Consider the following 13959-nt stretch of genomic DNA (forward strand, 5'->3'; position numbering starts at 1 on the left):
TAGGACTATAAAAAGAGTACTGCTTCTATCCGAAGAGCAAAAAGCGCTTGCCAAAATGTTCGGATTTTGATTTGGGTGTCCCAGCGCCAAACTCAGGAGGTGGTTTGATATAACAGATAAAGAAATCCCGTTTCAACTTGATTGGAACGGGATTTCTTTTGTTTATTAGCCACGGATTGCACGGATTACGTGTAATCCGTGGCTAAAATATATTAACCTTATTTGCGATACTTCGTTGCCATTGCCGCTGCGGCTTTCCTGCCATCGCCCATGGCGAGAATCACGGTAGCACCACCGCGTACAATATCGCCTCCGGCATAGATCATCGGGATGGACGACTCCATATTGTCGTCTACGTTGATTGTGCCCCACTTACCCATTTCCAGTCCTTTGATTGAGCTTGGCACGATGGGGTTGGGCGACACGCCCACGCTCACAATAGCCAGGTCGATGTCTATGGTTTCCGTAGCTCCCGGAATGGCAACCGGCCTGCGGCGTCCCGAAGCATCGGGTTCGCCAAGTTCCATTCTTTGCAGGATCACTTGTTTTACCTTTCCTTCTTCGTCGGCAATATATTCGATGGGGTTGTGGAGGGTGAGGAATTCAACTCCCTCTTCCTTGGCATGCTTCACTTCCTCGATACGTGCCGGCATTTCTTCTTCCGAGCGACGGTAGATGATCATGGCCCTTTCCGCCCCCAGGCGCTTGGCTGTGCGCACGGAGTCCATAGCCGTGTTACCACCACCGATAACGGCTACATTCTTCCCGAAGGTAACCGGAGTGTCCGAGTCGGGGCTTGCGGCATCCATCAAGTTGACGCGGGTGAGGTATTCGTTGGACGACATGATGTTGATCGAGTTCTCGCCCGGGATGTTCATGAAGTTCGGCAGTCCGGCTCCGGATGCAACGAAGAACCCCTGGAAGCCTTCTTCTTTCAGGTTTTCTACACTGATGGTTTTACCTACGATGCAGTCTTTCTCGAATTTGACGCCCATTTTGCCGAGGCTTTCAATCTCTACATCGACAATTTTGTTGGGCAGACGGAATTCGGGGATACCGTATTTCAGTACCCCGCCGATTTCGTGCAAGGCTTCGAATACCGTTACGTCGAACCCGTATTTCACCATGTCTCCGGCGAAGGAAAGCCCGGCGGGACCGGAGCCGATGACGGCTATTTTGATTCCGTTCTTGTTTTTGATTTCGGGGATGTATATTTGTCCGCTCTCCCGTTCGTAGTCGGCTGCAAAGCGTTCGAGGTTGCCGATGGCTACGGCCTCTTTACCCATTTTGAGGTGTATACATTTGGCTTCGCACTGTTTCTCCTGTGGACAAACCCGTCCGCAAACGGCGGGCAGAGCGCTTGTCTCTTTCAACGTCTTGGCGGCCTCGAGGAACTCGCCACGTTCTATGTTTTTAATGAAGCGCGGAATGTCAATCTCGACCGGGCAGCCCTGTACGCATCCGGGATTGGCGCAGTCCAGGCAGCGCTTGGCTTCTACCACGGCCTGCTCTTTGGTCAACCCCTTGTTCACCTCTTCCATGCGGTTTGCGATGCGGTATTCCGGTGTAAGTTCGTTCATCGGAATGCGGCTGATGCTGCTGCGCTCTTTGGCTTTCAGGCTTTTGCGAAGCTCTTCGCGCCACGGTGCATTACGGTCTTTCTCGTCGGCGGGTTGGGCGATTTCGCATGTAGCGCCGAGCTTGTTCATTTCTTCGCGTTCGATAGATTTGAACGCCCCCATGCGTTTCAGCATTTCGTCGAAATCTACCTGATGTCCGTCAAATTCGGGACCATCTACGCAAACAAAGCGGGTCTTTCCGCCCACGGTTATACGGCAGGCGCCGCACATCCCCGTACCGTCGACCATAATGGTGTTTAGCGAAACATCGGTAGGTATGTCGTATTTTTTAGTAAGCAGACAAACGAACTTCATCATAATGGCCGGGCCGATGGCGAAACATTTGTTCACCGTTTCGCGCTTGATGACTTCTTCAACGCCCTCGGTGACGAGTCCTTTGCGTCCGTATGATCCGTCGTCGGTCATAATAATCACTTCGTCGGAGCTCTCACGCATTTCTTTCTCAAGAATGATGAGTTCTTTCGTACGTCCTGCCAATACGGTGATTACCCGGTTGCCGGCTGCTTTCAATGCCTGAACAATAGGTAGCATGGGTGCAACACCTACGCCTCCTCCGGCACATACCACGGTTCCGAAGTTTTCGATATGCGTGGCTTGCCCCAGCGGTCCCACTACGTCGGTGATGTACTGGCCCACTTCCAATGCTGCAAGTCGTTTCGACGAAAGGCCTACTTCTTGTACCACCAGTGTGATGGTGCCTTTTTGTGTATCGGCGCCTGCAATGGTGAGCGGCACACGTTCGCCTTTTTCGCCCACGCGTACGATAACGAAGTGTCCTGCTTTGCGCGATCTTGCAATGAGTGGTGCGTCGATCTCGAGTTTGAAAACCTTGTCGGAGAATTGTTCTTTGCTAATGATTTTGTTCATTGCCTATCAAATTAGTTATTTTTATTACGTACTTGCTGTCATTATGATATTCCGTGCAAAGATACTGCTTATTTGGGAAATATGAAAGAAATACAGTGTTTCTGAGCTAACATTGCGGCTTAGTTTTAAGAATATTACGGCTTAGTTTTAAATACACAGTGAAGCGGTTTTGAAAATGCAGTTTCTTTTTGCTTCTGAGACCCGGGTGTCAAACCTGTTCACACCCGGGTCTCAATAGAGCTAACACCCGGGTGTGAAGAGGCTTGACACCCGGGTGTCAGCAAGCCAATTGTATAAGCATCTTCTGCTTAATTGCGTTTCCGACATAGAAAATGCAACTGCAAAAGCAAAGAACTCCAAATGATACTTGTGATATTAGAATGATATTTCTGTGTAATATATGGTTCTCTATCTCTCCCTGTCCATCGCCATTCCGGAAGGGTGTGTTAGATGTGACACTTCTTTTGAGATAAAAGACTTGTATGAAGGTTGAACCAGGCGGGGATATTTTCTTATCTATGGTTCACTCCTTTTTAATTGGTTTTGATGTAAATGATTTACTGTAGGGGCGGTTCGCGAACCGCCCGAAAATGGTTTCCTGTGTATTCTGTGCATTGGGCGGTTCGCGAACCGCCCCTACAGTTAACCATTTACTTTTAATTCATTTCCAATCCGTTATACGCTAAAACCTTTATAAGACTATAGCATTAATCAATTATATCAAACCCACAATAAGGTACCAATACCTCGGGTATGCGGATGCCTTCCGGTGTTTGATAATTTTCCAGCAATGCGGCAACAATACGTGGGAGTGCCAGTGCAGAACCATTCAACGTATGACATAACTCTGTTTTCTTTTCTGCATTGCGGTAACGGCATTTCAAACGATTAGCTTGATAAGACTCGAAGTTAGAAACAGAACTAACTTCCAACCAACGTTTTTGTGCAGCCGAATACACCTCAAAGTCGAAAGTGATAGCAGAAGTGAAACTCATATCACCACCACAAAGGCGAAGAATGCGATAAGGCAATCCCAGCTTTGAAACCAGGTTTTCTACATGGGCAATCATTTCATTGAGTGACTCATAAGAATGTTCCGGCCTATCAATACGAACAATTTCCACTTTATTAAATTGGTGCAAACGGTTCAAACCACGTACATCTTTACCATAAGATCCGGCTTCACGACGGAAACAGGCAGAGTATGCACAGTTCTTGATCGGCAGGTCTTTTTCTTCCAGAATAACATCGCGATAGATGTTAGTCACAGGTACTTCGGCTGTTGGAATCAGGTATAGATTATCCGCTGTTGCATGATACATCTGTCCTTCTTTGTCCGGCAACTGCCCCGTTCCGTAACCGGAAGCTTCGTTAACCACATAAGGCGGTTCGATTTCCAGATATCCGGCATCGCGGGCTTCGTCCAGGAAGAAGTTAATCAATGCTCTTTGCAGGCGGGCGCCTTTGCCTTTATATACAGGAAAACCGGCTCCGGTGATTTTAACACCAAGCTCAAAGTCAATCAGATCATATTTCTTGGCCAGTTCCCAGTGGGGCAGGGCATCGGCGGGAAGATCAGCATCGTGTCCTCCGGTACGTTCAACCACATTGTCCTCGGCGCTTGTGCCTTCGGGCACGCTTTCATGAGGGATATTGGGAATGGTATACAGAAGCTCCTGAAGCTCATTTACTGCTTCGCTGAGAGTCGCTTCCAGCGCTTTATTTTTCTCTTTTAGCTCACCAACGCGTGCACGGGCAGATTCGGCTTCTTCTTTCTTACCCTCTTTCATGAGCTGTCCGATGGTTTTTGAAAGTGCGTTTACTTCTGCCAGACTATTATCCAGCCCGGTCTGGGTATTTCTTCTGGTTTCGTTAACTTCAATAACCTTCTCTATCGTTTCTTTGGCATTCTTGAAATGCTTCTTTTCCAGCCCGCTTAGAACGGCTTCGGTATTCTCCGTAATTTGTTTAATGGTGAGCATATCTTATTTGTTTTTTAGTTTTCTTTTAAGAATGCACAAAGATAAAACTTTTTTCAATCGGTTGGCTATGCGTTGAATGTGAATTAAATAGTATAGCCACGGATTTCACGGATTGCGTGGATTATAATGCCACGGATAAATTTAAATATAAAAAAATCCGTGTTTCTTAATCCGCGCAATCCGTGAAATCCGTGGCTAAATAAAAAGATCAACAAACTAGAGTCACCCCTATTCCAGCGTATTAACTTTCGGTTTTAACGTAGTCAACGATTCTATCTTGATCGGTTTTCCCGTATCAATACTCTTACGCGCTGCAACACCTGTCAATATTGACATCGCTCCTTCGCGTACTCCGGCAGCCTGCTTCATTGTGTCAGGTAAATCCTGATCTTTAAACAAGTGGGCGTGCAGAATCGGGTCGCCTCCGCCGTGTCCTCCCTTTTGCGGCATAACACGAATAATCTTAGCTTTACCGAAGTTCTTTGTCAGACGGATTACATCTCCATCTTCCAGTTCTTCCCACGGTTGGCGTTCTTTTATCCAGGCATCTATGCGCCCCTTGGTTCCGTTAAAAGCTATGCGATACCCCTCGTAAGGAGAATAAGTGGTCAATGAATAACTGACCTGTACCTTGTTTGCATATCGGATCTGTACAGCCATTTTGTCGAAAATATCAATATCTTCGCGGAATACGCAGCCATCGCGGAAATAACCATCGTACTTTTCATTCTCGGCATACAAGTCCATAAGCCGTTTCTCTTTGGTGATATCCCGGTAAAACTGGCATTCGGTTTTATGGTCGCATAGACGGCAATTCTTTCCACGGAATTTGCCATTCTTTCCATAGAATTCAAGCGCCCCGTAAGCAAAAACTTCTTCCGGTTCTGAAGCAATCCACCAATTCAGTAAGTCGAAATGATGCGTTGACTTGTGCACCAACAAGCTACCGCTGTGTTTCCTATATCCATGCCAGCGACGGAAATAATCTGCTCCGTGGCTTGTATCCAGATACCAATGGAAATCAACAGATGTGATTTCGCCTATTTCTCCCTCACGAAGTAATTCATAAATCTTGGCCCGGTGAGGTGAGTATCTGTAATTGAAAGTTACGGTTACTTTCTTGCCCGAGCGTTTTTGTGCATCAAGAATAGCCTGGCACTTATCCTCATCCGTAGTCATTGGCTTTTCTGTGATCACGTCTACTCCTGCATCCAGTGCTTTGACGATAAATTCATCGTGGGTAGCGTCGGTTGTTGTCACCATAACCACATCGGGCTTGGTTGTTTTCAACATCTCGTTGAAGTCCGAGAATCCGGGGCAGTTTGGTTCATTGATTACTTGCTTCGTGTATTCGATTCTTCCCGGATTAGTGTCACATAATCCCACAAACTCAATGTAATCTTTGTAACCGGTATCAACGAGTTGTTTACCCCACATTCCGGCTCCGCGGTGTCCGCAGCCTACCATTGCATAACGTATTTTTTTGCTCTTGGGGTTGGCTTTCTCATCCTTATCCGGGGTGAAGCCTAGTGCGGAATGTGCCATCAATCCTCCGGCTACTGCTCCGCTTGTTTTCAGAAATTTTCGTCTGTCCATAGTATGCGTTTTTCTTGGTTGAACGAATAAATTAATTAGTCTGAGAACAAATATATACGAAAACTTCTGGAAAGAGTAGGGGAGTTTTTATAAAAACCAATTATTACGCCTTTTCCGTCAAATAGTCCACTAAGCGGTTGAGATTAAGATGCTTGTATCTGTCGTTTTTGTTTTGAACCGCAGAGTTACGCAGATTAACGCAGGGTTTTCTTTTAGTTTATAACTCTGCGTTAATCTGCGTAACTCTGCGGTTCAAAAAAGAAGAAGAGCGATAACCTGACGATTACCACTCTTCTTTTATGTTTTAAGATTTTAAATCTTCTTATGCTTCGGTTTCTGCTGGAACGATAGAAACTGATCTCTTATCGTTTTTACCTTTCTTGAAGCTAACTGTTCCATCTACTAAAGCGAAAAGAGTGTGGTCTCTACCCATACCCATGTTTTCACCTGGGTGGAATTCTGTACCTCTTTGACGAACGATGATGTTACCTGCTTTGCAAGTTTCGCCACCAAATATCTTAACGCCTAATCTCTTACTTGCTGATTCGCGGCCGTTCTTCGAACTACCGACACCTTTCTTATGTGCCATTTCTTCTTACTTGTTTAATGATTAAGCTACTACTTCTGTAATTGTTAACTCTGTGAATTGTTGACGGTGACCGTTCAATTTTCTGTAACCTTTTCTTCTTTTCTTGTGGAAAACAAGAACTTTATCACCTTTTACCATGCCCGACACCACTTGGCAAACAACTTTTGCGCCTTCTACTGTAGGAGCGCCTACGGTGATTGTGCCGTTGTTGTCTACTAAAAGAACTTTGTCAAACTCTACTGTCGCACCATTTTCTGCATTTTGGATGTGGTGAACGAACAATTTCTTTCCGGCTTCAGCTTTGAACTGTTGACCGTTGATTTCTACGATTGCGTACATCTGTTATTATATATACAGGTTTTCTCCGTCGGGTGGTCTTTAATCACTTAGAGAGCACTTTTCTACCCGGTGCGGAATAATCAGGGCACAAAATTAGTGTTTATATTTGTTTTGTGCAAGAAAAGTTCATGTTTTCTGTAGGGGCGGTTCGCGAACCGCCCGAAAATGGTTTACTGTGTATTCTGCGCATTGGGCGGTTCGCGAACCGCCCCTACGGTGAAAGTATTCTGGGAGTTTCTTATTTTACCGGTTCAATAGTATATCCGGCTTCTTTGAATAGATTGATCAGTCCTTTTTTGCCTACCAAGTGGAGTGCGCCCACAGCAACGAAAGTGGGTTGTTCTTTCATCATACCCGGAAGTTTTTCCATCCATATCACATTGCGGTTATCGGTCAATGCTTCCAGTTCTCCGGGAAGTGGATCGCATTTCGTACCATCTTTCTTTGTTGCAAGTTCCAGTATGGTTTTAAGATCTTGCGCCATATAAGCATCGGCAAGTTTTTGTGTATCGCTAAGTGTTTTGTCTACATCGCTAAGTGTACATGCAAGAACTTCTGCTTGCCTTTCTACCGGCGTTGAATTGAAAAGCAGGTTCACCTGGAATTCCATCGTTTCCAATGCGGCTACCTCTTTCCCTTTTTCCTGTGCTTTGGTCTGGAAATAAGTATCGAGTTGTTCTTGTGGATTATATCCTTTCACATTCTTCATATATAGCAACAATACAATATTGTTTGTGATGAATGCAGGTTTCAGTTTAGGCATCATGGCAAGGTCAAACTGCATGTTTTCTTTTACGAACTTGTTGACCATGTTATATTCGTCCTCAGTAAACAGACCTTTGATGGTCTGATCGCCAGTCATCATCATTTGTTGCTGCATGATCTGCATGGCAGCCGACGATTGCATATCCGACATTTTGAGCTCGCCTACTACTTGTGATGTTTCGTCGAATGCCGGCATTAAACCTTCAACTTTCTCCAGAATACTGTATGATGCAAGATGGTGTGTACCAAAAATATATGAAGGTTTCTCAAGCCCGTTACCTGATACCTTCCATAAAAGTTGTGCATTTGCACTTAGTGCAAGGCCTATAAAGAATAAAGTTCCTATAATCTTTTTCATTTTTTGTATTGGGTTTAAAAAGTTTGTGTAGGTCGGCTTGCCGACACCTCGCTGCGGCACGTTGTCGCTATTTATATCTTCCACCTGATTTCCAGTGTTTTCGATAATAATCTTCATTCAGACTGCTGATAATAACTCCGCGGCTAGTGCTGGCATGAATAAACTTCCCGTCTTTAAGATAAATTCCGGAATGTGCTACCCGTTTTCCCGACCGGTTACTTGTAAAGAAGACCAGATCTCCTTCGCGCAGATTGCGTTTGGTTATCTTGTTGCTGTTATTATACTGTGCATCCGAGGTTCGTGGTAGCCTGATGCGATATACTTTATGGTATATCTGTGATGCCAGTCCGGAGCAGTCTGTTCCGTTCTTGCTACTGCCTCCCGATCGGTAACGTGTTCCCAGCCAGCCGGATGCCTCGGTGTATAAAACATGGCTATCCTCATACCCAATGTCCATTCCAAGTTTAATGGAGGCTTTGGCCAGAGCTTTATAGTCAACTTTCGGTGTTGTTGTCCGGCAGGAGCTCAGCCCCATCACCAGGGTTGTCAATAGGAGAGTCTGTATCAGATATTTCTTCATCGGTAACTTCTACTACATTGAAATATATTTCCAGTTCTTTTTCTGCAGAATTGTTTTCGTTGGCAATATCGCGTATGATGATGCCGTGTTCCAATAATGCAATTCTTGGGCATACGTCGACCGTATGATTCAGATTATGGCTGGAAATGAGCACGGTTGCATTTGTCTCTTCATTATACTTCTTGAGTATGTTTTTGATGATGGATTGCGAACTAGGGTCAAGAAAATTGAATGGTTCGTCCAGTATCAATAACTGTGGCTTGTGAAGCATAGCGGAGATGATTCCAATCTTTTGCTTATTTCCGGCGGAAAAGTTACGAATAAATTTCTTTTGTCCAATGACTTCGCCGTTCATAAATCTTTCGAAAGGTGCGAGCCGTTGGTCAACTTCTTCTTTCTTAAGGCCATACATTTTACCGATGAAATAGAAATACTCTTCGGGCGTAAGGTAATCTATCAGGAAACCATCATCAATGAAAGCACCAGTGAAATTTTTCCAGTCTTCACTCTTGCTGACGTCAATGTCATTGATTGTTACTGTTCCCTGATCTGCTTTAAGTAAATCAAGTATTAAACGGAAGAGAGTGGTCTTGCCTGCTCCGTTGTTGCCTACGAGTCCAAGCATATCTCCCTGATTGATCGTATAGTTTTCAATGTCTACGGCCTTCTTTTGTCCGAAGAGTTTTTGGAGGTTATTAATGGTGATCATAAAGTTTTGAGTTATGAGTTATTTGGTATCACGGAAACCTTCCATATTGGTATATCTGCGTTTCATGAACCGGTTGTATACGTTCTTTATCCAGATGTGTGATGTCAGGGTAAAGGCAAGTCCGATGCCCAATAATATCCATTGTCCCACAACTTCTCCGAATATGGTATTGAGAGAGAAAAGAACGATCATCGGCAAACCAAACGAACCAAAACTGACTAGAGTCTGAAATCCGGTTCCTGAGGATTGCCGGCCTGTTAGTCCTTCATTTAAGGGAACGGTTTTGTTGTTGTATACGGCCATTTGGAATAGCATAAAGTATACAGGACCTGTGGCAAAGAAAGCAAAAGCGAAACCGCTGAGTGGCGAAAGTTTTCCCATGATCATGGCCGGTATCATCAGGATAAATGGTATGATTACGCCTAAACTATACAGATAATATTTGGCTTTCAGTAAACTGTAGATGGATTCTTTACGCGTCATCAGTCCATCAAGATAGTTCCCTTCATACCCCATAATTTGGGTTAGGATAACAGTCCCGAAGGCAACAAAGCTGTATATGCCGATAAAGTTTTTCATAAAAACCCCGTCATAAACATTTGCAAAGCTGAGTATGGCAGAGAACAATACAACGATGATGGCTATACTGCGCAAAGAAGATTTGCAGCGCTTATTGCGGAATAGCATTTTCAGCTCCAAACGGAAGTACTCTCCAATTTCACCATAACGTTCAAGGAATTTATATTCGGATATGGTTCTTACCTTCGTATCTTCTACCTTATTTATTTCCGTATATATCAGTCCAGACATCATTGCACGGTTAATGAACCACATAATAACGATAGCAAGGATAACTACCAGAAAGGCAAGAATGTTTCCTTCGATAAATCCTTCGCCCAGATTCATTGTAAACGTACTGATTGGTGAACTATCGAGAGTGAACTCCAGTGCACCCAATACGGCATAAACGGCGATTGGAAGTAGTATCCACCAAATCCTTTCGCGCATCAGCGTACGGCATAACAGAAACCAGTAATTATTGAATATCATTACAAGATAGATTCCTATACCGTAGGTTATGATACCCCAGATACCGAAGTATCTGGGGATGGTGCTGAATATAGCGAATGAAATAAAGAAAAACAACCATAGGGCGTTGAACGAACTTAATCCTGAGCGGATAAGCAGGAAATCAATCAACCGGTTTTTCTTTACCGGAAGCAACAAATAGGCCTTTACCTCTTGCGTAGGTGTCTTTTGGAAAGGAAACCGCATAATGAAGTCCAGGATAAGAACAAATATCAACCCGGAATTCAAGAGATGGTATGGCTCCATATTGGGTGCTGACTCCTTGAAGAGTGTGGCAAATGATACTCCAAAGAAGATCAGGTACCCAATCCAAAAGGCAGACATGAAGTACATGAAGAATTTACCAAAACGGTTCTTCTCGTACATCGGGTGCCTTTTGGCGGCTAATTTGCTGTGTCGGCGTAATTCGTTAAATAGCATTGAACAAATGTTTTTTTAGTTCTTTTCAGGGCTTACCATGCTTACTTCGATCTCATTCTTTTGTTTTACGAATAAGTCATTAGCAAAATTACGGATATCGTTTATGGAGATACTATTGATCAGGGATTCATATCCATCTACTGTGTCAATTCCGTTTTTAACGTAAGTATTGATTGCACCCATCCAGTAATTGTTCTCTTTCAGGTTTTCGGCATGTTTTTTCAGCATGTATTCTTTTACCTTATTGAGGTTTGTTTCCGATGGTCCTTCTGTACCAAGTCTTTGTACTTCGGCAAAGATTATTTCCATCAGTTTATCTCTTTTGGCTGGAGATGTTTCAAAGAATATTTCGAGTGAGAATTCTTCACGTGGATATTTACCCAGACTACCTTGTACACTTACTCCGTATGTTCCTCCTTCATCTTCACGTACCTTCTCGGTATAAACCAGATTCAGGACTTGATGCGATATATCCATCATCACAACATTCTTAATTGAGTATGGGCATGCACCATGATAGTAAACTAAATTCGAAGCCTTAGGAGTTTCCTGTTCTTTGATGAATTCGTTTTTGTAGCTGCCTTTACGTGGCACAAGATTTACATCGGCAAATGTTTCTTTTCTGTTGATAGCCGGAAGCGAGCCAAGGTATTGTTCGATTAATGGTTTGGCTTCTTCAAGGTTGATGTTACCTACGAATGTAAATGTAAAGTCGCTGGCGTCCTTGAAACGATCATTATACATTTCCAATACCTTATCGTAATCAATCTGGTCTACCATATATGATTTCATACGTTTAGCTCTGGGGTGTCCCATATAGATGGTAGAGCCAACGGAATCTACAAATGCCATCATCGGGTGTAACTCTTGATTCTGTAATGCAGCTTTTGTACGGCTCTTGAAAGACTCAAAGGCTTCTGCATCTTTACGTGGTGCGGTGAATGACAGGTAGGTCAGTTGCAACATTGTTTCGAAGTCTTTCGGCGAACAATTACCGGAAATATCTTCCGTAAGCTGGTTTACAGATGCTGAAGCCGATGCTTTTTTGCCTGCTAAAGCTTTCTCCAGATCCACCGGACTAAAGTTTCCTAATCCTCCTGCTGCAACAACAGAGTTCAGATTCATGATGCTCACTATATCAGAAACAGGGTATAAAGAGGTACCTCCGAAGCTGGTTCCGGTCATTCTGATTTCATCAGCTTTGAAGTCGGTGGGCTTCACAAACACTTTCACACCGTTTGATAGTGTTAGTAGGGTTGTACCGAAGATTTCGTTTTTCTTTTCAGATACAATTTTACCAGGTGTTGGCATGTTGGCAATGAGTGGCTCATCGGATACTTTGTCTTCGTAAGCAGTGAGCTCCTCTGCCTTGATTTTATTGATGATATCAATAAGCGCTTCTTTAGTTGGGTAAGTCAAACCTTCTTTTTCAGGTCCGAACAGGGCAACTACCTGGTTGCTTCCGGTTACCAATGCGGGGAAAAGTTGGTTAACCGCTTGTACCGGAATCATTGGAGCAATCTGGTTAAGAATAGCATAGGTGTTTTCGATACCTGGCATAGGTTCGTTATCCAGGAAGTGACGCACGTATGTAGAGGTATAGTTGCTGTTCTTTTCTTTATCTCTTTCGTTATATTTTGATTCTATTTGTCGCAGGTATTCGGCGCGTGCACGGTTGTATTCCGATTCGGTGAATCCAAAGCGGCGGGCACGTTCGATTTCACGCAATAGGGTGGCAAAGCCGCCTTCGATATTATCTTCCTTACAAACCACGTATCCGGTGAATGCATCTTTGGTCTTAGCCACAAAGAAATCGCTGTCATATCCTCCTGCGTAAACAAAAGGTGGGTTGGCCGATTGGCGTATTTCATTCAGGCGGGCATTAAACATATCGGAAATAAGTCCTTTGATATAAGCCATAACCATATAATCCATCGTTCCCTTTTGAGCGTTAGGGGTTGCTTCATGTTTGTTGAAAAGCAAGATCTGGATGTTGGGTTGCTCTTTGTCTTGTCCGATGAAAACGATAGGATCAACGTTATCATTTACAGGATAATAGATGCGTTCAGGGGCATTAGGTTGTGCAGGTATATCGGCAAATAATGCTTTAATCTTGTTTTCGATCATGTCTACATCAATATCTCCAACAACGACGATACCTTGCAGATCGGGACGATACCATGTCTCGTAATAATCTCTCAGGGTTTGTGGTTTGAAATTGAGTACAACGTCCATGTTACCGATAGGGAAACAATTGGCATATTTTGTGCCTTCAAACATAACAGGAAGAGATTTTTCCATTAAACGTTGCATGGCGCTCATACGGCTGCGCCATTCTTCATGGATAACTCCGCGTTCTTTGTCTATTTCTTTAGGATCGAGGGTGAGGTCGTTTGCCCAGTCGTGCAGGATAAGCAGACATGAGTCGATTACACCTTCGCGGGTAACGGGAACATCATTAATGTTGTATACGGTTTCGTCAACGGAAGTATAGGCATTCAAATTATAGCCAAACTTTACGCCGATGCTTTCGAGATATTCTCTCAGGAGATTGTCTGGGAAATGGGTGGTACCATTGAAACACATGTGCTCAAGGAAATGGGCCAATCCGCTTTGTTCGGGTGTTTCCTGAATGGAACCGACTTTTTGTGCGATGTAGAAATCGGCTCTGTTTTCGGGCAGACTGTTCTTACGTATATAATAGGTAAGACCATTGTCCAGTTTTCCTACGCGTACGTTAGGGTCGAGAGGAATAGGAGGCATTTGCTGTTGCGCAAAAACCGAAGTAAAACCACAGCATAAAATGAATGCAGCGATAAATAAAGAATAAACGAATCTTTTCATATTGTTATAATTAAAATTGTTTTTTTCTTTATCTGTCGTTGTGGTTTTCAATAAATCACAAGGGAAATTGTTTTTTTTATTCTGAAACACAGATTAACGCAGATTTACACTGATTAGTTTTAAATTAATAAGTAATCGGTGTAAATCTGCGTTAATCTGTGTTTCAAAATATGATAAGATT

The 13959-nt window shown here is 43.7% G+C and carries 10 protein-coding genes; all 10 read right to left on the reverse strand.

Going from position 1 to position 13959, the window contains the following annotated elements; genetic code table 11:
* Positions 1 to 218: 218 nt before the first annotated feature.
* Positions 219 to 2507 carry a bifunctional dihydroorotate dehydrogenase B NAD binding subunit/NADPH-dependent glutamate synthase gene (locus tag D0T87_RS18785; protein ID WP_163176917.1) on the reverse strand — a complete coding sequence of 763 codons (2289 nt, stop codon included), beginning with the start codon at positions 2505 to 2507 and terminating at the stop codon, positions 219 to 221.
* Positions 2508 to 3214: 707 nt separating this feature from the next.
* Positions 3215 to 4489: a serine--tRNA ligase gene (serS, locus tag D0T87_RS18790; RefSeq protein WP_163176919.1), complete on the reverse strand. Its 1275-nt coding sequence runs from the start codon at positions 4487 to 4489 to the stop codon at positions 3215 to 3217.
* 228 nt (positions 4490 to 4717) lie between these two features.
* Entirely contained in the window at positions 4718 to 6085 is a 1368-nt protein-coding gene (locus D0T87_RS18795) for a Gfo/Idh/MocA family protein (protein WP_163176921.1), read from the reverse strand.
* Positions 6086 to 6407: 322 nt separating this feature from the next.
* Complete coding sequence (gene rpmA, locus D0T87_RS18800; protein ID WP_163176924.1) at positions 6408 to 6674, reverse strand: 50S ribosomal protein L27; 267 nt, start codon at positions 6672 to 6674, stop codon at positions 6408 to 6410.
* 21 nt (positions 6675 to 6695) lie between these two features.
* A complete protein-coding gene (gene rplU, locus D0T87_RS18805; protein WP_163176926.1) occupies positions 6696 to 7013 on the reverse strand; it encodes a 50S ribosomal protein L21 in 318 nt (105 codons plus the stop codon).
* 238 nt (positions 7014 to 7251) lie between these two features.
* On the reverse strand, positions 7252 to 8136 hold the full coding sequence (locus D0T87_RS18810; RefSeq protein WP_163176929.1) for a TraB/GumN family protein: 885 nt from the start codon (positions 8134 to 8136) through the stop codon (positions 7252 to 7254).
* A 67-nt stretch (positions 8137 to 8203) separates the two neighbouring features.
* Complete coding sequence (locus tag D0T87_RS18815) at positions 8204 to 8716, reverse strand: C40 family peptidase (protein WP_163176931.1); 513 nt, start codon at positions 8714 to 8716, stop codon at positions 8204 to 8206.
* Positions 8631 to 9425, reverse strand: a complete 795-nt coding sequence (locus D0T87_RS18820; protein ID WP_163176934.1) for an ABC transporter ATP-binding protein — start codon at positions 9423 to 9425, stop codon at positions 8631 to 8633. The genes D0T87_RS18815 and D0T87_RS18820 overlap by 86 nt, the downstream gene beginning before the upstream one ends.
* A gap of 18 nt (positions 9426 to 9443) precedes the next feature.
* Entirely contained in the window at positions 9444 to 10934 is a 1491-nt protein-coding gene (locus D0T87_RS18825) for a DUF5687 family protein (RefSeq protein WP_163176935.1), read from the reverse strand.
* Between the two features lie 15 nt (positions 10935 to 10949).
* Positions 10950 to 13778 (reverse strand): pitrilysin family protein, encoded by a 2829-nt coding sequence (locus D0T87_RS18830; RefSeq protein ID WP_163176937.1) that lies wholly within the window; start codon positions 13776 to 13778, stop codon positions 10950 to 10952.
* Positions 13779 to 13959: the final 181 nt, after the last annotated feature.

The sequence above is a fragment of the Bacteroides sp. 51 genome (genome assembly GCF_010500965.1).
Lineage (GTDB): Bacteria > Bacteroidota > Bacteroidia > Bacteroidales > Bacteroidaceae > Bacteroides.

Excerpts from the sequence above, each read along its gene's own strand:
- D0T87_RS18830 (WP_163176937.1), bottom strand. The coding sequence starts at position 13,778 with ATGAAAAGATTCGTTTATTCTTTATTTATCGCTGCATTCATTTTATGC.
- D0T87_RS18785 (WP_163176917.1), bottom strand. The coding sequence starts at position 2,507 with ATGAACAAAATCATTAGCAAAGAACAATTCTCCGACAAGGTTTTCAAA.
- D0T87_RS18815 (WP_163176931.1), bottom strand. The coding sequence starts at position 8,716 with ATGAAGAAATATCTGATACAGACTCTCCTATTGACAACCCTGGTGATG.
- D0T87_RS18795 (WP_163176921.1), bottom strand. The coding sequence starts at position 6,085 with ATGGACAGACGAAAATTTCTGAAAACAAGCGGAGCAGTAGCCGGAGGA.
- serS (WP_163176919.1), bottom strand. The coding sequence starts at position 4,489 with ATGCTCACCATTAAACAAATTACGGAGAATACCGAAGCCGTTCTAAGC.
- D0T87_RS18820 (WP_163176934.1), bottom strand. The coding sequence starts at position 9,425 with ATGATCACCATTAATAACCTCCAAAAACTCTTCGGACAAAAGAAGGCC.
- D0T87_RS18825 (WP_163176935.1), bottom strand. The coding sequence starts at position 10,934 with ATGCTATTTAACGAATTACGCCGACACAGCAAATTAGCCGCCAAAAGG.
- D0T87_RS18810 (WP_163176929.1), bottom strand. The coding sequence starts at position 8,136 with ATGAAAAAGATTATAGGAACTTTATTCTTTATAGGCCTTGCACTAAGT.
- rplU (WP_163176926.1), bottom strand. The coding sequence starts at position 7,013 with ATGTACGCAATCGTAGAAATCAACGGTCAACAGTTCAAAGCTGAAGCC.
- rpmA (WP_163176924.1), bottom strand. The coding sequence starts at position 6,674 with ATGGCACATAAGAAAGGTGTCGGTAGTTCGAAGAACGGCCGCGAATCA.